Annotated in this window: 24 protein-coding genes; 14 read left to right on the plus strand and 10 right to left on the minus strand. The window is 63.1% G+C overall.

Annotated features, from left to right (window positions below; translation table 11 throughout):
• Nucleotides 1-1,509 (plus strand): glycoside hydrolase family 43 protein (locus tag B3605_RS04740; protein ID WP_296432653.1); only part of this gene is annotated, 1,509 nt, incomplete at its 5' end.
• Between the two features lie 160 nt (nt 1,510-1,669).
• The gene (locus tag B3605_RS04745) at nt 1,670-1,987 is read left to right on the plus strand and encodes an RcnB family protein (protein WP_112941704.1); all 318 of its coding nucleotides are present in this window, start codon (nt 1,670-1,672) and stop codon (nt 1,985-1,987) included.
• Between the two features lie 47 nt (nt 1,988-2,034).
• Here B3605_RS04745 and B3605_RS04750 read toward each other — a convergent pair whose 3' ends face one another.
• The 3 genes from B3605_RS04750 to znuA all read right to left on the minus strand — a co-directional run bounded on the left by B3605_RS04750 (nt 2,035) and on the right by znuA (nt 4,547).
• A complete protein-coding gene (locus B3605_RS04750) occupies nt 2,035-2,208 on the minus strand; it encodes a hypothetical protein (RefSeq protein WP_296432656.1) in 174 nt (57 codons plus the stop codon).
• A complete protein-coding gene (locus B3605_RS04755) occupies nt 2,205-3,410 on the minus strand; it encodes a GTP-binding protein (protein WP_112973304.1) in 1,206 nt (401 codons plus the stop codon). The genes B3605_RS04750 and B3605_RS04755 overlap by 4 nt, the downstream gene beginning before the upstream one ends.
• Nucleotides 3,411-3,503: 93 nt before the next feature.
• Nucleotides 3,504-4,547, minus strand: coding sequence for a zinc ABC transporter substrate-binding protein ZnuA (gene znuA, locus B3605_RS04760; protein WP_112941702.1), 1,044 nt, complete (start codon nt 4,545-4,547; stop codon nt 3,504-3,506).
• Nucleotides 4,548-4,648: 101 nt separating this feature from the next.
• Between znuA and B3605_RS04765 the strand changes: the two genes are divergently transcribed.
• The 3 genes from B3605_RS04765 to B3605_RS04775 are packed head-to-tail and all read left to right on the plus strand — an operon-like array spanning nt 4,649 to nt 6,817.
• Complete coding sequence (locus tag B3605_RS04765) at nt 4,649-5,611, plus strand: metal ABC transporter ATP-binding protein (protein ID WP_112941701.1); 963 nt, start codon at nt 4,649-4,651, stop codon at nt 5,609-5,611.
• Nucleotides 5,604-6,422, plus strand: a complete 819-nt coding sequence (locus tag B3605_RS04770; protein ID WP_112941700.1) for an iron chelate uptake ABC transporter family permease subunit — start codon at nt 5,604-5,606, stop codon at nt 6,420-6,422. The genes B3605_RS04765 and B3605_RS04770 overlap by 8 nt, the downstream gene beginning before the upstream one ends.
• Nucleotides 6,419-6,817: a Fur family transcriptional regulator gene (locus tag B3605_RS04775; RefSeq protein ID WP_037178690.1), complete on the plus strand. Its 399-nt coding sequence runs from the start codon at nt 6,419-6,421 to the stop codon at nt 6,815-6,817. The genes B3605_RS04770 and B3605_RS04775 overlap by 4 nt, the downstream gene beginning before the upstream one ends.
• On the opposite strand, the gene B3605_RS04780 is transcribed toward B3605_RS04775, so the two are convergent.
• The gene (locus B3605_RS04780; RefSeq protein WP_112941699.1) at nt 6,818-7,348 is read right to left on the minus strand and encodes a gamma carbonic anhydrase family protein; all 531 of its coding nucleotides are present in this window, start codon (nt 7,346-7,348) and stop codon (nt 6,818-6,820) included.
• 112 nt (nt 7,349-7,460) lie between these two features.
• Nucleotides 7,461-8,174: a fumarylacetoacetate hydrolase family protein gene (locus tag B3605_RS04785; protein WP_112941698.1), complete on the minus strand. Its 714-nt coding sequence runs from the start codon at nt 8,172-8,174 to the stop codon at nt 7,461-7,463.
• Nucleotides 8,175-8,336: 162 nt separating this feature from the next.
• On the opposite strand from B3605_RS04785, the gene dusA reads away from it, so the two are divergent.
• On the plus strand, nt 8,337-9,368 hold the full coding sequence (gene dusA / locus B3605_RS04790) for a tRNA dihydrouridine(20/20a) synthase DusA (RefSeq protein ID WP_112941906.1): 1,032 nt from the start codon (nt 8,337-8,339) through the stop codon (nt 9,366-9,368).
• A gap of 246 nt (nt 9,369-9,614) precedes the next feature.
• Here the strand turns inward: dusA and B3605_RS04795 are convergent, their stop codons facing one another.
• The gene (locus tag B3605_RS04795; protein ID WP_112941697.1) at nt 9,615-11,039 is read right to left on the minus strand and encodes a Dyp-type peroxidase; all 1,425 of its coding nucleotides are present in this window, start codon (nt 11,037-11,039) and stop codon (nt 9,615-9,617) included.
• A gap of 524 nt (nt 11,040-11,563) precedes the next feature.
• Between B3605_RS04795 and B3605_RS04800 the strand changes: the two genes are divergently transcribed.
• Complete coding sequence (locus tag B3605_RS04800; RefSeq protein ID WP_112941696.1) at nt 11,564-12,814, plus strand: MFS transporter; 1,251 nt, start codon at nt 11,564-11,566, stop codon at nt 12,812-12,814.
• 166 nt (nt 12,815-12,980) lie between these two features.
• On the plus strand, nt 12,981-14,144 hold the full coding sequence (locus tag B3605_RS04805; RefSeq protein ID WP_296432664.1) for a GGDEF domain-containing protein: 1,164 nt from the start codon (nt 12,981-12,983) through the stop codon (nt 14,142-14,144).
• On the opposite strand, the gene B3605_RS04810 is transcribed toward B3605_RS04805, so the two are convergent.
• Nucleotides 14,141-15,427, minus strand: a complete 1,287-nt coding sequence (locus B3605_RS04810) for an MFS transporter (RefSeq protein ID WP_112941694.1) — start codon at nt 15,425-15,427, stop codon at nt 14,141-14,143. The two genes, B3605_RS04805 and B3605_RS04810, sit on opposite strands and share 4 nt — an antisense overlap.
• Nucleotides 15,428-15,652: 225 nt before the next feature.
• On the opposite strand from B3605_RS04810, the gene B3605_RS04815 reads away from it, so the two are divergent.
• The 3 genes from B3605_RS04815 to B3605_RS04825 all read left to right on the plus strand — a co-directional run bounded on the left by B3605_RS04815 (nt 15,653) and on the right by B3605_RS04825 (nt 18,895).
• Nucleotides 15,653-16,006, plus strand: a complete 354-nt coding sequence (locus tag B3605_RS04815; protein WP_047512340.1) for a DMT family protein — start codon at nt 15,653-15,655, stop codon at nt 16,004-16,006.
• A gap of 128 nt (nt 16,007-16,134) precedes the next feature.
• Nucleotides 16,135-17,712, plus strand: coding sequence for a DUF1800 domain-containing protein (locus tag B3605_RS04820; protein ID WP_112941693.1), 1,578 nt, complete (start codon nt 16,135-16,137; stop codon nt 17,710-17,712).
• Nucleotides 17,713-17,722: 10 nt separating this feature from the next.
• Nucleotides 17,723-18,895, plus strand: a complete 1,173-nt coding sequence (locus tag B3605_RS04825; RefSeq protein WP_112941692.1) for a DUF1501 domain-containing protein — start codon at nt 17,723-17,725, stop codon at nt 18,893-18,895.
• A 25-nt stretch (nt 18,896-18,920) separates the two neighbouring features.
• Here B3605_RS04825 and B3605_RS04830 read toward each other — a convergent pair whose 3' ends face one another.
• From B3605_RS04830 to B3605_RS04840, 3 genes are all read right to left on the minus strand, one after another.
• Entirely contained in the window at nt 18,921-19,277 is a 357-nt protein-coding gene (locus tag B3605_RS04830) for an ArsR/SmtB family transcription factor (protein ID WP_210297156.1), read from the minus strand.
• A complete protein-coding gene (locus tag B3605_RS04835) occupies nt 19,264-19,710 on the minus strand; it encodes an SRPBCC family protein (protein WP_112941691.1) in 447 nt (148 codons plus the stop codon). The genes B3605_RS04830 and B3605_RS04835 overlap by 14 nt, the downstream gene beginning before the upstream one ends.
• An 81-nt stretch (nt 19,711-19,791) precedes the next feature.
• Nucleotides 19,792-20,178 (minus strand): acyl-CoA thioesterase, encoded by a 387-nt coding sequence (locus B3605_RS04840; RefSeq protein WP_026283372.1) that lies wholly within the window; start codon nt 20,176-20,178, stop codon nt 19,792-19,794.
• A gap of 233 nt (nt 20,179-20,411) precedes the next feature.
• On the opposite strand from B3605_RS04840, the gene B3605_RS04845 reads away from it, so the two are divergent.
• From B3605_RS04845 to B3605_RS04855, 3 genes are all read left to right on the plus strand, one after another.
• On the plus strand, nt 20,412-21,236 hold the full coding sequence (locus B3605_RS04845; protein WP_183794607.1) for a hypothetical protein: 825 nt from the start codon (nt 20,412-20,414) through the stop codon (nt 21,234-21,236).
• 85 nt (nt 21,237-21,321) lie between these two features.
• The gene (locus B3605_RS04850; protein WP_296432681.1) at nt 21,322-22,353 is read left to right on the plus strand and encodes a linear amide C-N hydrolase; all 1,032 of its coding nucleotides are present in this window, start codon (nt 21,322-21,324) and stop codon (nt 22,351-22,353) included.
• 73 nt (nt 22,354-22,426) lie between these two features.
• On the plus strand, nt 22,427-23,129 hold a 703-nt coding region (locus tag B3605_RS04855), incomplete at its 3' end, for an alpha/beta-hydrolase N-terminal domain-containing protein (protein ID WP_296432679.1).

Below are 23,129 nucleotides of genomic sequence, written 5' to 3' on the forward strand. Positions count from 1 at the left end.
GTGCAGATCCACCACTCGCGCGATCTGGTGAACTGGACGCTGGTGCGGCGGCCGCTGGAGCGGGCGTCGCAGCTCGACATGCGCGGCAACCCTGACAGCTGCGGCATCTGGGCGCCCTGTCTCTCCTATGCCGATGGGCTGTTTTGGCTCGTCTATACAGACGTCAAGCGCTTCGACGGCAACTTCAAGGATGCGCATAATTATATCGTGACCTCGCCAACCATCGAAGGCGAGTGGTCGGAGCCCATCTACGTGAACTCGTCGGGGTTCGACCCGTCGCTGTTTCATGACGATGACGGCCGCAAGTGGTTCCTCAACATGCAGTGGAACCATCGCACCGAGAGTTTTGGCGGCGCGCCGAAATCACCGGCCTTTGATGGTATCCTGCTGCAGGAATGGGATGCGGAGACGAAATCGCTGAAGGGTCCGATCCGCAACATCTTCGCGGGCAGCTCGCTCGGGCTTGTCGAAGGGCCGCATCTCTTCAAGCGCAACGGCTATTATTATCTGACGACGGCCGAGGGCGGCACCGGCTACGACCACGCGGTGACGATGGCGCGGTCGCGCGACATCGCCGGACCCTATGAGATGCACCCGAACAAGCACCTCATCACCTCGAAGGACCACCCGGAAGCCATTCTGCAGCGGGCAGGGCATGGGCAGTATGTCGAAACGCCCGATGGTCAGGTCTACCATACGCACCTCTGCGGCCGGCCTATGCCGCCCAAGCGGCGCTGCACGCTCGGGCGCGAAACCAGCCTGCAGAAATGCGTCTGGAAGGATGACGGCTGGCTCTATCTTGAGAATGGCACCACGGTGCCAGATGTCACCGTGCCGGGACTTGGTGGTGCCGTGCAGGCCGAGACGCCGATGCGCAGCGAGTACAGCTTTGAAGGCGGCACGCTGCCTGATGATTTCCAGTGGCTGCGCACGCCGAAGCCGGAGCGGATCTTCAACCTCACGGAGCGGCCCGGTCATTTGAGGCTGATCGCCCGCGAGAGCATCGGCTCATGGTTCGAGCAGGCGCTGGTGGCGCGGCGGCAGGAGCATCACAGCTTCCGGGCCGAGACGGTCGTCGAGTTCGATCCCGACACCTATCAGCAGGTGGCCGGGCTGACGCACTATTACAACAGGCACAAGTTCCACGCGGTCGCGGTGACGCTGCACGAGAAGCTCGGACGTTGCGTGACGATCCTCTCCTGCGACGGCGATTATCCGAACGGCCGGCTAAGCTTTCCCGCCGGCAGTGGCGAGGCGCTTCCCGCCAGGGGCCGGGTCCAGCTTTCCATGGAAATCCGCGATAACGACCTGCAGTTCTTCTGGCAGACGGAGGGCATGGGCGCTTGGCGGGCGATCGGGCCGGTGCTCGACGCCGGCGTGGTTTCGGACGAAGGCGGGCGCGGTGAGCATGGCTCGTTTACCGGCGCATTCGCCGGCGTCTTTGCCTTCGATACGTCGGGTCGGGCGAAGGCGGCCGATTTCGACTGGTTCAATTACGACGAGCTTTGAGAAGCAGCGACATCGTTCTTTCGCGGGATGATGTCGCGATTTCTAATTTAATATATGCTTTTAAACATGTGTTTTCATTACTCAAATTTAATCAAACTTTCAGATTCGGTTCATCATTTCGGGGCTAGGTATGGGGCGTGTTCAACACGAGGAAACCCCGATGAAAAAGATGTTTGCCGTTCTTCTCTCCGCTTCTTTCCTGGCCGCGCCGCTGGTTGCTGCAACCGAAGCGAGCGCCCAGGACCATCATCGCCGCCCCGTTCACGTCGAGCGCGACGTGCATGTCACCAAGTACAAGTGGAGCCGCGGCCATCGCATGAGCCCTGCCGAGCGCCGCAACATGCGCGAAGTGCGCGACTACCGCCGCTATCGCCTGGCGCCTCCGCCGCGCGGCTATCGCTGGGTGCAGGTCAACAACGACTACCTGATGATCAACATTGCCAGCAATGTGATCTCCAACATCATCACCGGCCGCTGATCGGCCGATGTGATTTGTGCAGAAAGGGCGGCTTCGGCCGCCCTTTTTCATGTCTGTCTTTCGGGCGCATTGCGCCCCAGCCGCGCCGCCAATTTGCTGAGAACGCCGGTACCCGGCTTGCGCTCTTCTGCCTCGGGTGGCGCCGACAGGACCTCGATCGGCGGCAGCGGGTCGCATTCCTCGCAGACGCATTGATACTTCCTGATCGCCTGCGCCTTCATGCGGCCTGGTCTCCCCAGCGGGCGAAGGGATCGGGCATGTCGCGCCATTTGTCCGGAGTGAACTCCTCGGCACCGACAAGACATGCATCGAGACGCTCGCGGATCCAGGCTTCGTCCATCGGGTCGGCGCCGATGAAGACGATCTCCTGGCGGCGGTCGCCCCAGACGGGGTGCAGATAGGGTCCGATCGCCGTCATGAAGCGCGGATCGTCCGGCCAACGTTCTCTCGGCACCGCCGACCACCATGTGCCCATGCGGCTGGTGCGCAGGATGGCGCCGGCCTGGCTGACTTCGCCGACATGATGCGGCCGGGTGGCCAGCCAGAAGAAGCCCTTGGCGCGCACCACGCCCGGCCAGGCGGTATCGAAGAAGCGCTGCAGTTTCGTCGGATCGAAAGGACGCTTCTCGCGATAAACGAAGGAGCGGATGCCGTATTCCTCGGTTTCCGGCACATGGTCGTTGAAGCCATGCATCTCCTTGTACCAGAGCGGATGGGTCTCGGCCTTGTCGATGTCGAACAGGCCGGTGCCGAGCACCTCCTGCGGCCGGACCTTGCCGAAATCGGCTTCGATCAGCCGGGCGTCCGGGTTCAGGCCGACGACGATCTGGCGGGCGGCCTGCAGTTGCTCGGCGGTCGCGGTGCCGACCTTGTTGAGGATGACGACGTCGGCGAACTCGATCTGCTCGACCAGCAAGTCAATCACAGTGCGGTCGTCGCCGTCGCCCGCCGTCTCGCCGCGATCGCCGAGGAAATCGGTGGAGGCGTAGTCGGCGAGCAGGCCGGCGGCGTCGACGACGGTGACCATGGTGTCGAGCTCGGCGACATCGGACAGGCTCAGGCCGTCCTCATCGCGGAACTCGAAGGTGGTGGCGACGGGCAGGGGCTCGGCGATACCCGTGGATTCGATCAGCAAATAGTCGAAACGGTCCTGCTCGGCGAGCTGGCGGACCTCCTTCAAGAGGTCGTCTCGCAGCGTGCAGCAGATGCAGCCATTGGTCATCTCGACCAAAGCCTCATCGGTGCGCGACAGGTTGGCGCCGCCATCGCGGACCAGTGCGGCGTCGATGTTGACCTCGCTCATGTCGTTGACGATGACGGCGACGCGCAGGCCATCGCGGTTCGCCAGTATGTGGTTCAGAAGCGTCGTCTTGCCCGCGCCGAGGAAGCCGGAGAGGACCGTGACCGGCAGTTTCCTGTTCATTGCGATCTCCAGTTAATGTTATAATGTTACATTATTAGACCTGAAAAAGGCGGACTGGGTGCCCGCCTTTTTCGATATGCGGTGGGGCTGGCCTCAGCTTTCGCGCGACAGGCAGTCCTTGAGATTGTTGGCGATCCCGCGCATCAGCTTGAAATAGAGATCCGGGCCGGCATCGAGCGTTGCTGCTTCGGGATCGAGCACGCCGGCCTTGGCCTTGGTGCCCTCGAGCACGACATCGACGAGGCGCGGCTGGAACTGCGGTTCGGCGAAGACGCAGGTTGCGCCAAGGTCCGCCACCTTCTTGTGGATCTCGGCGATCCGTTCGGCGCCGGGGATGGTTTCCGGGCTGACGGTGATGGAGCCGGCGACGCGTACCTTGTACCGGTTTTCGAAATACTGGTAGGCGTCGTGGAAGACGATGAAGGGCTTGTCCTTGACCGGTGACACGATGCCGGAGATTTCCTTGTCGAGCGCGTCAAGCTTGGCGTTCAGCGCCTCGGCATTGGCCTGGTAGGCAAGGGCGTTGGCGGGGTCGGCGGCCACCAGCGTTGTGGTGATCTCGGCGGCCATGGCCTTGGCGTTTTCGGGGTCGAGCCAGAGATGGGTGTCGAAGGCGCCATGCCCGTGGTCATGGTCATGGTCGTGGTCGTCATGTGCCTCGGCGGCGTGATCGTGATCGTGACCGGCCGCTTCCTTGGCGTGGTCGTGGCCGGCTTCGTGCGCATCGCCATCATGGTCGCCATCGTCATGGGCTTCGAAGGCGCCGCCCTCGCGGAACTTGAGCTTGGTCAGGCCCGGCGCCTTGTCGAGCTCGGCGACGCTGGCATCATCCCCGAGCGCTTCCAGCGGCTTTTCCAGGAAGGCTTCCATGCCGGGGCCGACCCAGAAGACAACCTTGGCGTCCTGCAGCGCCTTGGCGTTGGACGGCTTCATCGAATAGGTGTGCGGGGAGGCGGCGCCATCGACGATCAGCTCCGGCGTGCCGACGCCCTGCATGATGGCGGAGACCAGCGAGTGCACCGGCTTGATCGAGGTGACGACGACGGGGGCGTCGGCACCGTGGGCCGTGCCGGCAAGGAGGAGGGCCGGGAGTGCGAGGCCTTGTAGCGCCAGGGAAAGGCCGGTCGCGAGTTTCATGTGCATGCTCCGCTTGAATTGCATAGGTAATGTTATTACATCAATTGCGTTATGCTATAACGTGTGCGATAGCAGGGCGCAACAGCACTTTCGGAAAAATGATGCCATTACCCGCAAATTCCGAGGCGAGGCCGCTCGTTTCGCTTTCCAATGTCGGTGTCCGCAGAAACGGCCGCTGGCTGGTTCGCGGCGTCGATTTTTCCGTCTCGCGCGGCGAGATCGTGACGCTGATCGGCCCCAACGGTTCCGGCAAATCGACGACAGTGAAGACGGCGATCGGGGTGATGAAGGCCGACGAGGGCAAGGTGACGCGCGCCTCCGGCCTGAAGGTCGGCTATGTCCCGCAGAAGCTTGCCATCGACTGGACGCTGCCGCTGACGGTCCGCCGGCTGATGACGCTGACGGGGCCGCTTTCGGCAAGCGACATGAACGAGGCGCTGGATGCCGTCGGCCTCGCGCATATGATCAATGCCGAGGTGCAGCATCTCTCCGGCGGCGAATTCCAGCGGGCGCTGATGGCGCGCGCCATTGCCCGTAAGCCGGATCTGCTGGTGCTCGACGAGCCGGTGCAGGGCGTCGATTTTTCCGGCGAGATCGCAATCTACGAGCTGATCAAGACCATCCGCAACAGGACGGGATGCGGCATCCTGCTGATTTCGCACGACCTGCATGTCGTCATGGCGGCGACCGATACCGTGATCTGCCTGAACGGCCATGTCTGCTGCCGGGGTACGCCGCAGGCGGTGACGCAGAGTGCTGAGTATGTGCGCCTGTTCGGCAGCCGCGCGGCGCAATCGCTTGCCGTCTATAGTCACGATCACGATCATACGCATCTCCCCGATGGCCGCGTGCTGCATGCGGATGGCTCGGTGACGGACCATTGCCACCCTGACGATGGCCATCACCACGGCCATGATCATTCCGGGCACTCTCATGATCATGCTCATCATGACCACGGGCATGCGAGCCATGATCACGGGCATGCGCATCATGACCACGCCTATCATCATACGGCCGATGACGGGCACGGGCACAAGCATCCGGCGGGAGAGCGCCATGCTTGACGATTTCTTCGTCCGCGCCATCATTGCCGGCGTCGGTCTGGCGCTGACCACCGGGCCTCTCGGCTGCTTCATCATCTGGCGGCGCATGGCCTATTTCGGCGATACGATCTCGCATTCGGCGCTGCTCGGCGTGGCGCTGTCGCTGCTCATGCAGTTCAACCTGACGCTCTCGGTCTTCGTGGTCGCGGCGGCCGTCTCGATCCTGCTTCTGGTGCTGCAGAAGCGGCAGGCGCTGTCGGCCGATGCGCTGCTCGGCATCCTCTCGCATGCGACGCTGGCGATCGGGCTGGTCATGGTCGCCTTCATGACCTGGGTGCGCATCGACCTCATCGCCTTCCTGTTCGGCGACATCCTCGCCGTGTCCAAGGCCGATATCGCCTTCATCTGGGGCGGCGGCATTCTGGTGCTGGCGGCGATCGCCTGGCTGTGGCGACCGCTGCTTGCCTCGACGGTCAATCCCGAGCTTGCCGAGGCCGAAGGGCTGAAGCCGGAGCGGGCGCGGCTGTTCTTCATGCTGCTGATGGCCGTCGTCATCGCCATTGCCATGAAGATCGTCGGCATCATGCTGATCACCTCGCTGCTGATCATCCCGGCTGCTGCTGCCCGTCGTTTTTCGTCGACGCCCGAGATCATGGCGGTGCTTGCCTCGCTGATCGGGGCGGTTGCCGTCGTCGGCGGGCTGTTCGGCTCGCTCACCTACGACACGCCGTCGGGCCCGTCGATCGTGGTCGCGGCCCTCATTCTCTTCATTCTCAGCCTGCTGCCCAAATTCGGGCGAGGCCAGGCCGCCACGGAAGGACAAGGCTCATGAGCGCACCCGCACTGACCAAGAACCAGGCGCTTGTCTTTGACGTTCTCGAAAAGGCTGACGGCCCGCTCAGCGCCTACACCATTCTCGACAAGCTGCGCGACCACGGTTTTCGCGCCCCGCTGCAGGTCTACCGGGCGCTTGAGAAACTGCTCGAATATGGCGTCGTGCACCGGCTTGAGAGCATCAACTCCTTCGTTGCCTGCGCGCATCCCGGCGAGAATTGCCACAGCCACGGCATCGTCGCCTTCGCCATTTGCGAGAGCTGCGGTCAGGTGATGGAGTTCCACGACCACGAGGTCGACCATCGATTGATGGACTGGACGCGCGGCAAGAAGTTCAAGGCCGAGAAGACGACGATCGAGATCCGCGGGCTTTGCGAGGCTTGTGCGGCCTGATTAGTCCAGCCGCTTCAGATCGCGCGCGAAACGCTGCCAGTTGGCGACGTATTTTTCCGCCGAGCGCTTGAGGCCTTCGATCGCTTTGTCGTCGAGGGTGCGGATGGCGCGGGCGGGGGAGCCGACGATCAGGGAGTTGTCGGGGAATTCCTTGCCTTCCGTCACCAGCGCATTGGCGCCGACGAGGCAGTTGTTGCCGATCTTCGCGCCGTTCAGTACCGTGGCGCCCATGCCAACAAGCGAATTGTTTCCGATTGAGCAGCCATGGACAATCGCATGATGGCCGATGGTGCAGCCTTCGCCGATCGTGAGGGGATAACCGGGATCGGTGTGCAGCATGGCGCCTTCCTGGATGTTCGTCGCCGCGCCGACCGTGATCGGCTCGTTGTCGCCGCGCAGCACCGCGCCGAACCAGACGCCCACGTCACCGCCAAGCGTGACCTTGCCGATCACATGCGCATCGGGCGCGATCCAGTATGTGCCTGATGGCGGCAGATCCGGTTCGTGGCCTGAGAGCGCATAGATCGGCATGGTCATTCCTCCCTAAGAGCGTTTCCGCCTTTCTTCGAAAGGCAAAAATGCTCTATCTTTTTGTTACGCAATTCCGGACGCAAAACCGCGCTGCACTTTTGCTGGAATTGCTCTAGGCGACGTTGATCGACAGCTTGGCGATGCCGTCAATGCCGCAATCGATATGATCGCCGCGCTTGATCGCACCGACGCCCGCAGGCGTGCCGGTCATGATCACGTCGCCGGGGGCGAGTTCGAAGAGCTTCGAGAGTTCGGCGATGATTTCAGGCACCTTCCAGATCATCTGGTTGAGATCGCCATCCTGCACGCGCTTGCCGTTGAGATCGAGCCAGACGCGGCCGGCATCGGGATGGCCGAGCCTTGCGGCCGGGACAATTGCCGAGACGGGAGCGGAATGTTCGAAGGCTTTCGCCAGCTCCCACGGGCGGCCGAGCTTCTTGGCGTCCGCCTGCAGGTCTCGGCGGGTGAAATCGATGCCGACGCCGTAGCCGTAGACGCAATCGAGCGCGTTTTCGAGCGCGATATCCTTGCCGCCCGATTTCAGCGCCAGCACGCATTCGACCTCGAAATGGACGTCGTTCGACAGCGGCGGGTAGGGAAAATCCTTGCCGTCGGCGAGCAGATTGTCGGCGTTCTTCTGGAAAAAGAAGGGCGGCTCGCGGCTCGGATCATGGCCCATCTCGATGGCGTGGTCGGCATAGTTACGGCCGACGCAATAGACGCGACGCACCGGGAAGCGATCGGACGTGCCTTCGACGGGGAGGAGGACGGGCGCGGGAAGCGGAATGACGGTGCCGGCGGCCGGGGCGGAAGAGGAGAGGGACATGGGACGGGGATGCTCTTGCTGTTTCCTTGAGTCCGATCATCTTAGCCGCAAAAGCGAAGCGGGGGGAAGCGTGGAAGGCGGTCTTGCGGTACGCCCGTTCCGGCATTGCTGCCCTGCGCGGGGAAACTGGCGTTTTCGCGCGCTTTGCGCTATGAGCGCGGCATGACAACATCGCATTTCTATAAACAGGCGCTCGAAACGAAGCGGCCGGTCTTCGCCGTCGCGCCGATGATCGACTGGACGGATCGTCACTGCCGTTATTTCCACCGACAGATCAGTCGCAACGCGCTGCTCTACACGGAGATGGTCGTTGCCGACGCGATCATCCATGGGCCGCGCGAGCGGTTGCTGTCCTTCGACGCCGCCGAGCATCCGGTGGCGCTGCAGCTTGGCGGCTCCGATCCGGAGAAGCTGGTGAAGGCGGTGGAGATCGCGGCGCCCTATGACTACGACGAGATCAACCTCAATGTCGGCTGCCCGTCGGACCGCGTGCAATCGGGGACCTTCGGGGCTTGCCTGATGCTGACGCCTGAGGTCGTGGCGGATTGCATCCGGGCGATGAAGAAGGTGTCCTCGGTACCGGTTACCGTGAAGTGCCGGATCGGGGTGGATGAGCAGGAGCCGGAGAAGGCCTTGCCTGATCTTCTCGACCGGGTGCTCGATGCCGGCGCCGACGCGATCTGGATCCATGCGCGCAAGGCCTGGCTGAAGGGCTTGTCGCCGAAGGAAAACCGCGAGATCCCGCCGCTCGATTACGACATCGTCTACCGCACCAAGCAGGCGCGGCCGGATGTGTTCATCGGCATCAATGGTGGCATCCAGACGCTGGATCAGGCCGAAGAGCATCTGCGGCATGTCGATGGCGTCATGCTCGGGCGGGCGGCCTATCAGAATGCCGGCGTGCTTGCCGATGTCGATCATCGCTTCTTCGGGGCGGAGGCTCGGGCCTTCGACTGGGAGCTTCTGCGCGACCGGATGATGGACTACGCGGCGCGGCATATCGCCGATGGCGGCCGGCTGCAGCAGGTGGCGCGGCATATGGTGGGGCTGTTTACCGGCCTGCCTGGGGCGCGGCGCTATCGGCAGATTCTGTCCACCGATGCGGTGAAGGCTGGCGCCGGGCCGGAGGTGATTGCGGCGGCTTTTGCGGCGGTGGATTTTTCCGGTGTGGTGGAGGATGCGGTTAGCGCTTGAGGGTTTGACCGTCTGAGCGGTAGGGCGTTGTGCTGTGGGGTTACCCCCCTCTGTCCTGCCGGACATCTCCCCCACAAGGGGGGAGATCGACTCGTGGTGTCGGCATCCCCAAGCAATGAGAGTGGAGCGAGCGGGAAAGCCTAGCCAATCTCCCCACCTGTGGGGGAGATGCCCGGCAGGGCAGAGGGGGGCGCCACGCGGCAAAGCCGTTCCGTCGACACACCACCCCCGTCCGTTCGCTGCCCCCTACAAGCTCCGGCAAAACGCCAACGACGGCATGAAGAAATACTCGCCGCCCTTCATCGTCACCGCCTGTGGTGTCGCGGTCGTGGTCGCGGTGGTCGTGCCGCCCCATTCGACCGGACAGTGGATGTCGGGGCGCGGGTTGGGGCTTTGGCCGATCACGAGGTCTAGGCCCGGAGCGCCGGCGCCCGGGGGGACGCGGGGGAAGCCGGGGTTGTTGGCCCAGGTCGATTGCGCGAACTCGAACTGCTCGGCGATATCGGCGTTGAAGGCCATGAACAGCAGGCCGACATCCTTGCTCGGCTTGTTTTCGATGCGGCCGTCGTTTGGCTGGTCGGTGCGCACGCCATAGGTCTGGCCGCGCCGCGCCATAATGTGCAGGCGCTCGCCGTCGACGGGTTCGAAGCCGCCGGAGCCGCGCGGGTTGACCTTGCGGATATGGGCGAAGAACGGACACTTGGCGCCGTTGGGATCGCTGTCATAGTCGAAGTCGTTGGGCACCGGGTGGTGATTGCCGTCTGCGAACTGGGTGGTGAGCGGCGTGCCATCCTCGAAGCGGCCGACCAGCATGGCGCCTGCTCGCTCGGCGTCGTCGCCCTTCAGATGCAGCCGCTTGGCCAGAGCCTTTTCCTGCTTCTTGAACTGTTTGACGTTCTGCTCAAGCTTGCGGAAGACGAAGTAGCTGCCGAAATGCTTTGCCGGATCGGGGGCGGCGGTATCGGGCACGATCACGCGGTTCAGCGCGAAGGCGGGGTCCCAGTTGGTGGCGCCGTCGGCCGTCAGGCGCTCATCGTCGATATCCTCGGTCAGGAACAGCGGCTGGCTGCGGCCGTCGACATAACCGAAGTGCTCGATGCCGTCGCCATTGCTGTTGTGCAGGCCGTGGCCCTTTTCCTCGCCGAGAATATGGACGCCGTGGCATGCCTGGATCAGGTGGCGCACCGTCGTCAGCGCCTTGTTGCGCGGGCCGGACATCTGGTCGCCGACGAGGATGACGGCGTGGATGGCGTCGCGGAAATGCGGTTCCCAGCTCGCGGGCGCCGGGTCGTTCAGGCCGGCGTTCTTCATGCCGGAGCGGAACGAGGCGTCCGGCGGGATTTTCGGGGCGGGGATCTGCAGCGCGGCATAGCCATCGCCGGTAAGGCCGACGCTGACATAGGGCGTGCCCTTGGTGCCCGTCGCCTTGAAGGCCTTGACCTCCTGCAGGTGGGTCTTGGCCGATTTCAGGAGCGGTGTGCCTGTCGGTGGCTGCGACAGCGCCTTCAATAGCGCGCGGCCGCCGGCGGGGTCGGTAAACTTCAGGAACAGGATGGTCAGGAATTCGCGGGTGTGGGCCTTGACGATGTTCGGTTGAAGTTCATCAAGCATCACGGCGGCGTCTCCCGCAGCGCTCTCCCATGAAAGCGGTTGGGTCAGATCGAAAGGCATGGCTCCTCCTCCTCGGGGCTGGTCGGCCTAGGATGTCTTCATGCGCATAGCTGGAACTGCTCAGACCGACGGTTGATCTGCTGTTGTCTTGCTCAGGTCTAAATTCATCGATTTTTCGCAAGCGGTATCATCGCCGCAGAGACTGGCGGGCGCATTGCCGGTATGGATGCAATCTATCTGTGCTTGCTTTTTATGGTTGCATATGCAACCTGACATTTATATCTCACATTTTGCTAATAATCGCAATAGCTATTTAGAAGCAGGTACTTGGCGGAAATTTCTGCGCCAGAATGAAACGCTCGCCCTTTGGTGGTCGCTTCTCAAACGGTTGCGTGTGGCGACGTTGGGACCTTCCACGAGCAAGGTGCGATCACGACAAACGTGATGGAACAAGGGCAGCGTTACTGACGTTTCGAAAGCGCTGCCTGTCACAGCTCCACCCCGCCCATATCAGGGCGATCCCTCTCTTCGACGGCATCCGGATTTGCCCCGCTTCGCCGCCGCTTTCGGACGGAGGATCCGTTATGTCCGCATTGCAAAGCCTGCGCCGGCTGACGCCGCAGCAGCGCAATACCGTTATCGCCAGCTATCTCGGCTGGACGCTCGATGCCTTCGATTTCTTCATACTCGTCTTCGTTCTCAAATATATCGCCGCCGAATTCAAAACCGACGTTCCCGCCGTATCGGTGGCGATCCTGCTGACACTCGCGATGCGCCCCGTCGGCGCGCTGCTCTTCGGGCTGGCGTCGGACAAATACGGGCGGCGGATCACGCTGATGGTCAACGTGCTGCTCTATTCGATCTTCGAATTCCTCACCGGCTTCTCCACCGGGCTCACCATGTTCATCGTGCTGCGCGCGCTCTATGGCATTGCCATGGGCGGCGAGTGGGGTGTGGGTGCCTCACTGGTGATGGAGACCGTGCCGGAAGAGAGCCGCGGTATCGTCTCCGGCATCCTGCAGGCCGGCTATCCATCGGGCTATCTGCTGGCGTCGATCGTGTTCTTCCTGCTCTTTCCCATCATCGGTTGGCGCGGCATGTTCTTCGTCGGCGCCGCACCGGCGCTGCTGGTGCTCTATATCCGCCGCAGCGTCGAGGAGAGCCCGGCCTTCCTGAAGCAGCAGGAGCGGGGACGCCGGCCGTTCCTGACCGTGCTCAGGGAGAATATTCCGCTGTTCATCTGGTCGGTGTTGCTGATGACCGCGTTCAATTTCTTCAGCCACGGCACGCAGGATCTCTATCCGACCTTCCTCGAGACACAGCGCAATTACGACAGCTACACCACGGGTGCGATCGCCATCGTCTACAATATCGGGGCGATCTGCGGCGGGCTGTTCTTCGGGGCACTGTCGCAGCGGATTGGCCGCAAGAAGGCGATCGTCATCGCCGCGCTGATCGCGGTGCCGGTGGCGCCGCTGTGGGTCTATGCGCCAGGTCCGGTGCTGCTTGCGATCGGCGCCTTTCTGATGCAGTTCTTCGTGCAGGGCGCCTGGGGCATCGTGCCTGTTCATCTCAACGAGCTTTCGCCGGATGAGGTTCGGAGCACCTTTCCAGGTTTCGCCTATCAGCTCGGCAATCTGCTTGCCTCGGGCAATGCTACGATCCAGTCCGGCCTCGCGGCCCATTGGAACGGCGATTATGCCTATGCGCTTTTGATCGTCGCCGGCATCGTGGCTGTTGTCGTGGCCGTGCTGGCGGCGTTCGGCTACGAGAAAAAAGATGTGCGCTTCGGCTCGGAGGATGCCGGAGAGCCGCACCGCGCCCTGCGCGCGTGAGCGGCAAGGGGCAGCCTCTGGCAATCTGGGGCTGCCCCTTGCACCCGTATCGATCGATATGTAGTCTACCGCAGGTAGGCTTTTGTTAACGTTGAGTGGCTAGCGCTTTTCATCGAGGCGGTGTTTGCGCACCGGGCCTCGTCATCATCGTTCGATGGGTGCCGCAGTGAATTTTGCCTTTATGCTTCCGGTCATGATGCTGACCTTCGGCTGCACCTTCCTCGTCGTTTCAAGGTTCGGATCGCGCGAACCAGGCTTGTGGGCCGCGGGTTTTCTCTCCGCTGCCGTCGCCTTCTCGGTGCCGATGGTTTTCGCCTGGCTGCCGATACCCGTTCAAGCGCTCGGCGCCGATGCACTCTTTCTCTCCGCCTTCTATTTCTACAGCGGCGCGCTCCTGAGGCGCTTTCGCCGGCCGTCGCGTATCGTTTTGCGTTTGGGCGTGTGCGTGGTGGCCTATGCAGCGCTCGCCTATGCGGTGCTGGTGCTCGAAAGCCTGCCGGCCGAGCTCCTCATCAGCGATATCGCCTGCTCGGCTTTGCTGATCTTCGCGATCGGCTCCTCCTTGCGCAGTACGCGCCGAGCGATCGACCGCATTCTGCTCGGCGTCGCCTCGCTGATCGTGCTCGAAGCGATCATCCGCAACGCCATCCTGCTGGTGATATTCTCGCCTGGGGGCGACTTGGAGAGCTTCGGCACCTCCACTTACGCGTTTGTCATGCAGGCGGGCGCTTCCGTCATCGCGCTGCTCTTTGCGCTCTCGGCGCTGGCTGCGACGACGCTCGACACGATCGAAGGCTACCGTGATGCCGCCGAGAGCGATTCCCTCACGGGTCTGCTCAACCGGCGCGGCTTTGAAGAAACGGTAAGACGTCTGAAGGCGCGGGGCGCGCTGAAGGGGGCCATTCTCCTGTGTGACATCGACCATTTCAAGCGGATCAATGACACGTATGGCCACGCCGCCGGCGACAGCGTCATCGCCGGCCTTGCCGAGCTATTGAAAGCGCGCCTGCCTGAGGGAGCCTTTGCCGCGCGTTTCGGCGGCGAGGAGTTCGTGGCGTTTCTGCCGGGCGCGGAGCTCGCCGATGGCGGCAAGGTGGCGAATGCGATCCGGCTCGCCTTCTCGGCGGCCGGACAGCCCGATGTCGCCGGTGTCGGCAAGATCACCGCGAGCTTCGGCGTTGCCTGCGTGGCATCAAGCGACGCGTCGCTGACCGAAACGATAGGCCGCGCGGACGCAGCCCTTTACGCAGCCAAGGATGCCGGGCGAAACCGGGTGATGCTGGAAGGCACGCCGGCGCGGGAAGCACCCGCCATTCATGTGGCGTCCTAGGCTCGCGTTGCCTTCGGTTCGGCGTCGTTGAGCTTTGCCGATGCGCGCGGTGCGATTGCCTCGCGGCCGAGCATGAACAGCGCCAGCGCGAAGAGCGCGACGCCGCCGTGTACCCAATAGGCGAGGCCATATCCGCCCCGGTCGGTCAGCCATCCGGCGACCACGTTGCTCAGCGATGCGCCGATGCCTTGCACGGTCATCACCGCGCCGAGGCCGACGTTGAAGCGGCCGGTTCCAGCGAGAATCCGCTCGGCCGCGATGGGTGTCGCGATCCCGATCAGGCCGGCGCCGACTCCATCGAGAAACTGTACCGGATAGATCGAGCCGAAGCTAGGCACGCTGCCGGCGATCGCGCCACGCAGGGGTAGAGCGCAGAGTGCGATGATGAACACGGATGCCAGGCCGAAGCGTCTGATGAGGAAAGGTGCGAGCAGCGCCATCGCGATCATCGACAGCTGCGACACGCCGGTGACGATCGCCGTGGTGCGGAAGGGCGTGCCGAGCTGGATGGAGAAGTTCTGGGCGATCAGGCGACTCATCGGGGCGTTGCCGAAGTGGAAGACCAGCAAGGTCAGCGCCAGCAGCACGAGACCACGCGAATTTACCAGCACCGAATAGCCGGAGGGACTGGCTGCGGCGGCCGATCCATCGTCCGGGTGGTTCGCGAGGTCCTTGTCCTTGGTGAGGCCACGGGCGACGTCGTTGTCGATATCATCAGGGCGGATTGCCAGCGTCGCGATGATCGCGGCGAGCGCGGTGATGAGCATCAGGCCGATCACGCCGTTCAGTCCCCAGACTATGGTCGCGGCGTAGACGCAGGCGAGCGAGAAGACGTTACCCGCATGGTTCCAGAATTCGTTGCGGGCGACCTGTTGGGAGAATGCGCTTTCGCCAACGAGGCCGAGCGTCAGTCCCATCAGCGCCGGGCCGATCACCGCGCCGACGATCGCGGTCATCGACTGGCCGCCGAAAACCGAGGCATTGCCGGGGCTGGCAAGCGTCCAGAGCGCCGCCGCCGTGACCAGCGTGACCGGGATGACGATCAGCAGACGCTTATGCGGCGAGGCGTCGACGAGAGCGCCGAACAGGGGCGTGGCGATCAGGCCGAGAACGCCGCCAAGGGTTGCCACGATACCCAATGTCATCGGGCTCCAGCCGTGGGTCGCGAGGAAGCCATCGAGAAAGGGGCCGAGGCCATCGCGGGCGTCGGCGAGGAAGAAATTGAGAACCGCGAGCGCCACCAGCGAGCGACCGGACAGACCACTGTTCGAAACTGAGTTCACGCCATGTCTCCGCCAAAGGGGCTGTGGACCGAGATCGCCAGAGACATCATTCGGCCCGCCTGGCTTCCGGTGCTGCCTCAAACGGCCTGTCCGGTGAAATGTTCCGGTTCGCGTGACGTTCTGATGCCCCGGAGACGATATATTTCGCGGAGGCGGTCGGACCTCTTGAAGCCTTTCCGTTCAGCGGTACATGCTGCCGCCAGCTTCAACTCTCGGGAATCACACATGCCCTTTGCCCTCAGCCCCGCGGCCATCTGGCCGATCGTCATGCTGCTTGCCTCCAACGTCTTCATGACATTCGCCTGGTACGGGCATCTCAAGCACAAGGGGACAGCGATTTTCGTCGCCATCATCGTCAGCTGGGCGATAGCCTTCTTCGAATACTGCCTGGCGGTGCCGGCCAATCGCATCGGCTCGGCGGTCTATTCGACGGCGCAGCTGAAGACGATGCAGGAGGTGATCACGCTTCTCGTATTCTCCGGCTTCTCCGTGTTCTGGCTGGGCGAGAGCCTGACCTGGAACCACGCGATCGGATTTGCGCTGATCGCCGTCGGGGCGTCCTTTATCTTTCGTGGCTGATTGCGATCCCGCCTGATGGGGCCGGGTAAGTCCTTGAATTACAAATTGTCCATGTCACGGCTCTGCCTCAATTTCCGACGGTTTTGACCGCAGCCTGTCACCATCCAGGGATATGGAGGTGACAGGTCATGAGTCTTTCCTTTCCGACGATGGCGGCAATCCGCTTCGGCTACGGTTTTCGGCCGGGCGAGGTGGCGGCGCAGAACAAGGACGACCTGTTGAAACAGGTGAACGCGGATGCGCGGGCACCGGTCGCGTTTCCCGTCGGCGGTATCGAGCAGCGGCATCAGGTGATCGCCGACCTGCAGGCCAATCTGCGCGATCTCAGGCAAAGCGATGATGATGACCAGACGCGTCGCGAGCGGCGCAAGGTGTTGCAGAAACAGGCGCAGCGGACCTTCCAGCAGGATACGAATGCGCGGTTGCTGCAGGCGGTAATGTCGCCTAACGGCTTTTACGAGCGGCTTTCAACCTTCTGGACCAATCATTTCTCGACCAGCGCCAACAAGAGCCTGCCGATGCGGCTGCTCGTGCCGCTTTACGAGGCCGAAGCGATCCGTCCGCGTATCGGCGGACGCTTCGCTGACCTGTTACGCAGCGCGACCGAGCATCCGGCTATGCTGATCTATCTCGATCAGGCGGAATCGCTGGGGCCGGATTCCAAGGGCGGGATGCGGCAGAAGAAGGGGCTCAACGAAAACCTCGGTCGAGAATTGTTGGAACTGCACACGCTTGGGGCCGGCAGCGGCTATACGCAGGCCGATGTGCGGGCCGCCGCCATGGTGCTGACCGGGCTGACGATCGATCGGCAGGAGATGGACATGGCGTTTCGCCCCAACATCGCCGAGCCTGGTCGCCACGAAGTTCTCGGCGTTAGCTATGGTGGCGACAGGCGGCGGCCGGGTGATTATCTCGCCATGCTCGACGATCTCGCCGCCAATCCGAAGACGGCCGCGCATATCTGTCGCAAGCTGGCGGTGCATTTCGTTGCCGATCAGCCGGATGACGGGCTGATCGCCGCGATGACCGGTGCGTGGAAGAAGACCGACGGCGATCTCAGGGCCGTCTATGGCGCCATGCTCGACCATCCCACCGCCTGGGCCAACGAGGGCGCGAAGGCGCGTCAGCCATTCGATTTCGTCGTGGCCGGTCTCAGGGCGCTGAACGCAGGCTCTGGCGATGGCACCGTTGTCGCGTTCCTCAAGGACAACGATCAGAATGATGACGCTCAGGCCATGGGCGCGCAGGGGGCCATGGCCCCGGGCGCTCCCGATATGGGCGGCGCGATGAATGGTGGCGCCAAGGCCGATATGAAGGGCGGAGACACCGCTGATGGTAGCGGTCCGTCGATGATCGATCCCGGCGACGAGAACAGGGTGAAGCGCCGCAAGGCGATGCAGACGGCAAGGGCGCTCGGGCAGGGCGCGCTCAGGCGCATGGGGCAGCCGATCTGGTTGCCGCCGAGCCCCGCCGGTTTCGAGGAGAGCTTTTCGGCCTGGATCACGGCCAGCCAGCTTGCCGAGCGGCTCGGCTGGGCGCGGCGGGCGACCGCGCAGTTCGGGCAGGGGCTCGATCCCCGTGAATTCCTGAAGGCAACGCTTGGTGATGCCGCGCGCGACGACACGATCCGCGTCGTCAGTCAGGCACCCAACAAGACAACCGGCCTGATGCTTGCGCTTGCGTCGCCCGAGTTCAACCGTCGATAGGAGCTTTGAAATGACCGATTTCACACTATCGCGCCGCGGCTTCCTTGCTTCCGCCTGCTGCCTCGCTGCGGCCCCGATCCTCACCCCCGTCACCTTCGCATCCATGCCCGGAGACAAGCGCTTCGTCACCATCGTTCTGCGCGGCGCGATGGACGGGCTGGCGCTTGTGCAGCCCTATGGCGATGTCGGTTTCGCCGCGTTCCGGCCGACGCTGGCGCTGACGCCCGAGACCGGGCTCATCGATCTCGACGGACATTTCGGTCTCCATCCTTCCGCCGCCGATCTGATGCCGCTGTGGCGAAGCCGCGAGCTCGCCTTCGTGCATGCGGTGTCGACGCCCTATCGCGACCAGCGCAGCCACTTCGACGGTCAGGACATGCTGGAATCGGGCGGCGAGCATGTCTCGGAGGAGAAGACCGGGTGGCTGAACCGGGCGCTTGCCGTCATCCCGCGATCGGATGCGCGCAAGGCGATCGACGTCAATACCTCGACGGAGCTTATTCTGACCGGGCCGAACAATGTCGACGTATGGGCGTCGGATTCCAATCTCGGGCCGGCCCGCGACGAGACGCAGTTCCTTCAGCGGCTCTATGCCGGCGACCCTGCTTTCGCGAAGGCCATGGAGGAGGCGACGCGCGCCAACAGCGCCTCCATGGTGGCCGAGCCCGGCGGGCCGCGCGGACAGAAGGTGGCGGATGTGGCGGCCCTTGCCGGCAACATGCTGAAGGGCGATTACAGGATCGCCAGCTTCTCCATCACCGGCTGGGATACGCATGTCGGCCAGATCGGACAGTTCAAGCGTCCGGTGCAGGATCTGACGGAGGCGATCACCACGCTGAAATCGACGCTGGGGCCGGATATCTGGTCGAAGACGGTGGTGCTCGCGATGACCGAATTCGGCCGGACGGTTCGGGAGAATGGATCCGGAGGGACCGACCATGGCACGGGCGGCTGTGCCGTGTTGGCGGGTGGCGCGATCAATGGCGGTCGCATCCTTGGCCGCTGGCCGGGCCTTGGCGATCACCAGCTTCTCGATGAACGCGACCTGGCGCCGACCGCGGATGTGCGGGAGATTGCCGCCGCCATGCTCTATCGGCAGTTCGACGTGACGGTCGATGATCTGACGGCCAAGATATTTCCGGGTGTCACCTTCGACAAGGGATCGCAGTTCCTGCGGGCTTGAGCCGGCGAGTTCGTTTCGTCCGGACTCAACGCTCGACGAAGGCGCGCAGGCGCTCCAGCGCGTCGTCCCACTGCTTGGAGACGCCGTCGAGATAGGCGCGCATGACATCGATGCGGTCGCGGCGGAAGCTGTAGTGGCTTTCGCGACCGACCTTCATGCTTTCGACGAGGCCGGCTTTTTCCAGGACAGTCAGGTGCTTGGTGACCGCCTGGCGTGTCAGCTCCGTGCCGCCGGAGAGGCCGGCGATCGAGGACGGGTGGCCGTCGCTCAGCGCCGTCAGCAGGGACAGACGCGTGGGATCGCCGAGCGCCGCGAAAAGTGCGGCGGCGTCTCGGCCGGCCGTGGTGGCGCCAAGGTTCGATATTTGCTCAGCGTTCGACATGGGCCTTTACGTTCTTGATCTGCTCGGCCCATCCGCCGTCGTTCATGCGGAAGGCCTCGGCGCGGCGGTATTCGGGGACCTTGTCGAAGCCGGACTCGGTAATGGTCAGCCGGGTGCCCTTGGCTATCGGCTCCAGACGGAATTCGACCAGCGTCGGGATTTCGGCGGAATAGTCTCGATCCGGATCGACCGCATAGGGGAGCCAGGTGAAGGAAAACAGCGTCGGTTCCTCGATCCGCTTGACGGTGACCGTCCAGCGGAGATGCTCGTAACCGGGATAGAGGATCTTGCCGGTGGCTTCCTTTCCGGCGACGAAGGGCGCGTCGATCTTGACGCGGAACCATTCGCCGAATTCACGGTAATCGCTGATGGCCTGCCACACGCGGGCGAGGGGAGCATTGAGTTCAATGGTCTTTTCGATGCGATCGGACATATTGGCAACCTCCTGGTTGCCTTTTTATCGCTCGGTTCGTCGGGAAAGGCAACCGAAAAGTTGCCTTTCCCGGATTTTGGTCTATTCGGCCGGAACCGGCTTGGGCTGGCCGTTCTCGTCGAGCGCCACCATGATGAAGGTGCCGGCGGTGACTTTTTCCATCTTGTTATAGCGGGCCCGGGTCGCCCAGGCCTCGATACAGAGGGTGATCGAGGTGCGGCCGACGCGCTCGATCTCGGTGTAGATGGACAGCGTATCGCCGATCTTGACGGGCAGGGCGAAAGCCATCTCCTTGACGGCGGCGGTCACGACGCGGCCCTTGGCGCGCTCAGCGGCGGAGATGCCGGATGCAAGGTCCATCTGCGCCATGACCCATCCGCCGAAGATGTCACCGGCCGGGTTGGCATCGGCAGGCATCGCCATGGTCCTGAGGGTCAGTGTGCCTCTCGGCTTGGGGGCTTCGGTCATTGGCGCTCCTTTGCATGCGGGTTTTCTGATCGATTCCTGCGGAGCCTAGCGTATCGGCCGAGAAACCGAAATCGGAGCTGATCGACAAAGTGCGCGCGTGCCACTGCCGCAAGGGGCTCGCGGTTCGGCAATCGTCATTCGATCGCCGTCAGCGAGCAATCCTGCTGATCTCGCTTGAGTTTTCGCCCTCCGGTAGTAAGGTCGCGGTGGGACATTGAAAATGGGGGCTTTCGATGCGGCTTTTGGCGATGGGTGTGGCGACCGTGAGCCTTGCGCTGTTTTCGGCTCTTCCACTCATTTCAAGGCAGGCCGTCGCCGCCGATTTCGACAATCGCAGGATCGCGCCGGAGCGCGAGTGGGCCGTCATCGTCAGCCCTTACGTGTGGGCCGCATCGCTGAATGGCAGCGGATCCCTGGCCGGTTTCGATACGGATGTCGACGTTCCTTTCTCCGATATCTTCGACCATCTCGATTTCGCTCTCATGGGCAATATCGAGATCACCAATGGCCAATGGGGCGTCTATTTCGACGGCCAGCATGTCAAGACCAGCCAGGACGAGCAGGTGTTCTCACACGAGATCGGTCTCGACATCACCACGACAACCCTGTCGGCCGGCGCTTTCTTCAAGGCGTATGAGGCAGTTCTCGGCGGCGACACGGTGTTCGGCAAGCCGCGAACGCTGTCGATCGAGCCGACGGCCGGCGTGCGTTGGACGAAGCTCGAGGCCGATGTCGCGGCTTTCGGCCTTCGCGCCTCGAAGAGTTCCGACTGGACCGATCCCTTCGTCGGCCTGCGGATGAATGCTGATCTCACCGAACGCTGGAACCTGTTTGCCGAGGCAGATGTCGGTGGCTTCGGCGTGGGGTCGAAGGTGAGCGTCAATGCGGAGGCCTATCTCGGCTACCGCACCATGATGCTCGGTCATCCGACGGTGCTCAGGGCAGGCTACAGGCTTCTCTACCAGGATTACGAAAACGACGACTTCACCGGCGCGAACAAGTTCAAATGGGACGTCAGCCAGCACGGCCCTGCGATCGGGTTTTCCATGCGCTTCTAGCTTCCGCGATCACCGATATTGGAGAAGCCCCGTGTCTTCGAACCGCCGTCCATCTCGTTCACGCGCTCGCACGGTCGCGACCGCCATCATCGCGTCAACGCTGCTTTTCGCCGACGTCGCCGATGCCTGCACCCGCCTTGTCTATCTCGGCCCGGATGCGAATGTCATCACCGCGCGATCGATGGACTGGAAGAGCGATATCACCACCAATCTCTACATTCTTCCGCGCGGCACTGAGCGCAGCGGCAAGGCCGGGCCGAATTCCATTCACTGGACCTCGAAATACGGGAGCGTTGTCGCGACCGGCTATGATGTGTCGACCACCGACGGGGTAAACGAGGCGGGGCTGAACGCCAACCTCTTGTGGCTGGTCGAATCCGAATATCCGCCCTTCGACAAGTCGAGCAAGCCCGGCCTGACCATCGCAGCATGGGCGCAATATGTGCTCGATAATTTCGCCACCGTTGACGAGGCCGTGGAGGCGCTCCGCAAGGAGCCTTTCACCGTTGTCACCGACAATGTGCCCGGCGAGAACCGGCTGACGACGCTGCATCTGTCGATGTCCGATGCAACAGGGGATAGCGCCATCGTCGAATATATCGGCGGCAAGCAGGTCATCCATCACGATCGCAAATATCAGGTGATGACCAATTCGCCGATTTTCGATCAGCAGCTCGCCTTGAACTCCTATTGGAAGCAGATCGGCGGCACCGTCATGCTGCCCGGCACCAACCGGGCGGCCGACCGCTTCGCGCGCGCCTCCTTTTACGTCAACGCGATCCCCAAGGACGAGAGCCCCAACCGGGCGCTCGCGAGCGTCTTCAGCGTCATCCGCAATGTCTCGGTGCCCTATGGCCTTAACACGCCGGAGGAGCCGAACATTTCGTCTACGCGCTGGCGCACCGTATTCGATCACAAGCGCAAGCTCTACTTCTTCGAGTCGGCGCTCACACCCAACACCTTCTGGGTCGACCTGAAGGCCATCGACTTCGCCAAGGAGACCGGCAAGGTGAAACGGCTCGACCTCGGCGAGAGCCAGGACCACACCTATTCCGGCAACGCGACATCGGAATTCAAGGATGCCAAGCCCTTCGTCTTTCTTGGCCTGGGCGAGTAGAAGGCGCGCGCGGCAGGGCTTATCTTCGTCTGAGATCGCCGTCGGTCGTTGCGGCTAGAGGTTGGGGAGTTGCATGAGGCGTCTGCTCGGTGGTCTTTTTCGCTCTCTGTCGGTGATCGGGCTGGTGCTCGCCTTCGCCTTCTTCGCCGCGTCGCTGACGCCGACGCTGATGCCGCGGTCCTATATCGTTCAGGGGGCGTTGTCGGGTATTTGCGCGGCCGTCGGTTATCTCATCGGGGTCGCCGCCGTCAGCCTGTGGAAATATCTCGAACTGCCTTATCGCGGACCGCTTCTGTCGCAGAGGATAGCCGTGCTGATCTGCGGGCTGATCGTGGCCGTCGTCTTCCTCTGGCAGGCGGCCGGCTGGCAGAACTCTATCCGCGAGCTCTGGCATATGGAGCCGCTCGAAAGCGCCGAGCCGTTCAAGCTCGGAGCGCTTGCTTTCGTCGTCTTTCTCGTTGCGGTGCTGCTGGGCCGCCTGTTCCTGCTGACCTACCGGTGGACATCGCGGCGGCTCGATCGCTTCGTGCCGCGACGCGTTTCCAATGTCATAGGTTTCGCGATCGCGGTGGCCGTGTTCTGGTCCGTGGCCGAAGGGGTGCTGATGCGCGGGGCGCTGCATGCGATCGATTCCTCGATGCAGCGGCTGGATGCGCTGATCGAAGATAACGTGCCGATGCCCGCCGATCCGGCCAAGACGGGAAGCAAGGCGTCACTGGTCGCCTGGGACGGGCTTGGGCGGCAGGGGCGGCATTTCGTGGCGTCGGGGCCGAACG

Origin of the sequence: Rhizobium sp. UBA1881 (assembly GCF_002338015.1) — a bacterium.
GTDB lineage: Bacteria > Pseudomonadota > Alphaproteobacteria > Rhizobiales > Rhizobiaceae > Rhizobium.

Coding starts and splice junctions, on each gene's coding strand:
- B3605_RS04755 (WP_112973304.1), bottom strand. CDS start 3,410: ATGAACAGGAAACTGCCGGTCACGGTCCTCTCCGGCTTCCTCGGCGCG.
- B3605_RS04820 (WP_112941693.1), top strand. CDS start 16,135: ATGAGTCTTTCCTTTCCGACGATGGCGGCAATCCGCTTCGGCTACGGT.
- B3605_RS04770 (WP_112941700.1), top strand. CDS start 5,604: ATGCTTGACGATTTCTTCGTCCGCGCCATCATTGCCGGCGTCGGTCTG.
- B3605_RS04795 (WP_112941697.1), bottom strand. CDS start 11,039: ATGCCTTTCGATCTGACCCAACCGCTTTCATGGGAGAGCGCTGCGGGA.
- B3605_RS04830 (WP_210297156.1), bottom strand. CDS start 19,277: ATGTCGAACGCTGAGCAAATATCGAACCTTGGCGCCACCACGGCCGGC.
- znuA (WP_112941702.1), bottom strand. CDS start 4,547: ATGAAACTCGCGACCGGCCTTTCCCTGGCGCTACAAGGCCTCGCACTC.
- B3605_RS04745 (WP_112941704.1), top strand. CDS start 1,670: ATGAAAAAGATGTTTGCCGTTCTTCTCTCCGCTTCTTTCCTGGCCGCG.
- B3605_RS04825 (WP_112941692.1), top strand. CDS start 17,723: ATGACCGATTTCACACTATCGCGCCGCGGCTTCCTTGCTTCCGCCTGC.
- dusA (WP_112941906.1), top strand. CDS start 8,337: ATGACAACATCGCATTTCTATAAACAGGCGCTCGAAACGAAGCGGCCG.
- B3605_RS04750 (WP_296432656.1), bottom strand. CDS start 2,208: ATGAAGGCGCAGGCGATCAGGAAGTATCAATGCGTCTGCGAGGAATGC.
- B3605_RS04765 (WP_112941701.1), top strand. CDS start 4,649: ATGCCATTACCCGCAAATTCCGAGGCGAGGCCGCTCGTTTCGCTTTCC.
- B3605_RS04785 (WP_112941698.1), bottom strand. CDS start 8,174: ATGTCCCTCTCCTCTTCCGCCCCGGCCGCCGGCACCGTCATTCCGCTT.
- B3605_RS04845 (WP_183794607.1), top strand. CDS start 20,412: ATGCGGCTTTTGGCGATGGGTGTGGCGACCGTGAGCCTTGCGCTGTTT.
- B3605_RS04800 (WP_112941696.1), top strand. CDS start 11,564: ATGTCCGCATTGCAAAGCCTGCGCCGGCTGACGCCGCAGCAGCGCAAT.
- B3605_RS04835 (WP_112941691.1), bottom strand. CDS start 19,710: ATGTCCGATCGCATCGAAAAGACCATTGAACTCAATGCTCCCCTCGCC.
- B3605_RS04840 (WP_026283372.1), bottom strand. CDS start 20,178: ATGACCGAAGCCCCCAAGCCGAGAGGCACACTGACCCTCAGGACCATG.
- B3605_RS04815 (WP_047512340.1), top strand. CDS start 15,653: ATGCCCTTTGCCCTCAGCCCCGCGGCCATCTGGCCGATCGTCATGCTG.
- B3605_RS04780 (WP_112941699.1), bottom strand. CDS start 7,348: ATGCCGATCTATGCGCTCTCAGGCCACGAACCGGATCTGCCGCCATCA.
- B3605_RS04775 (WP_037178690.1), top strand. CDS start 6,419: ATGAGCGCACCCGCACTGACCAAGAACCAGGCGCTTGTCTTTGACGTT.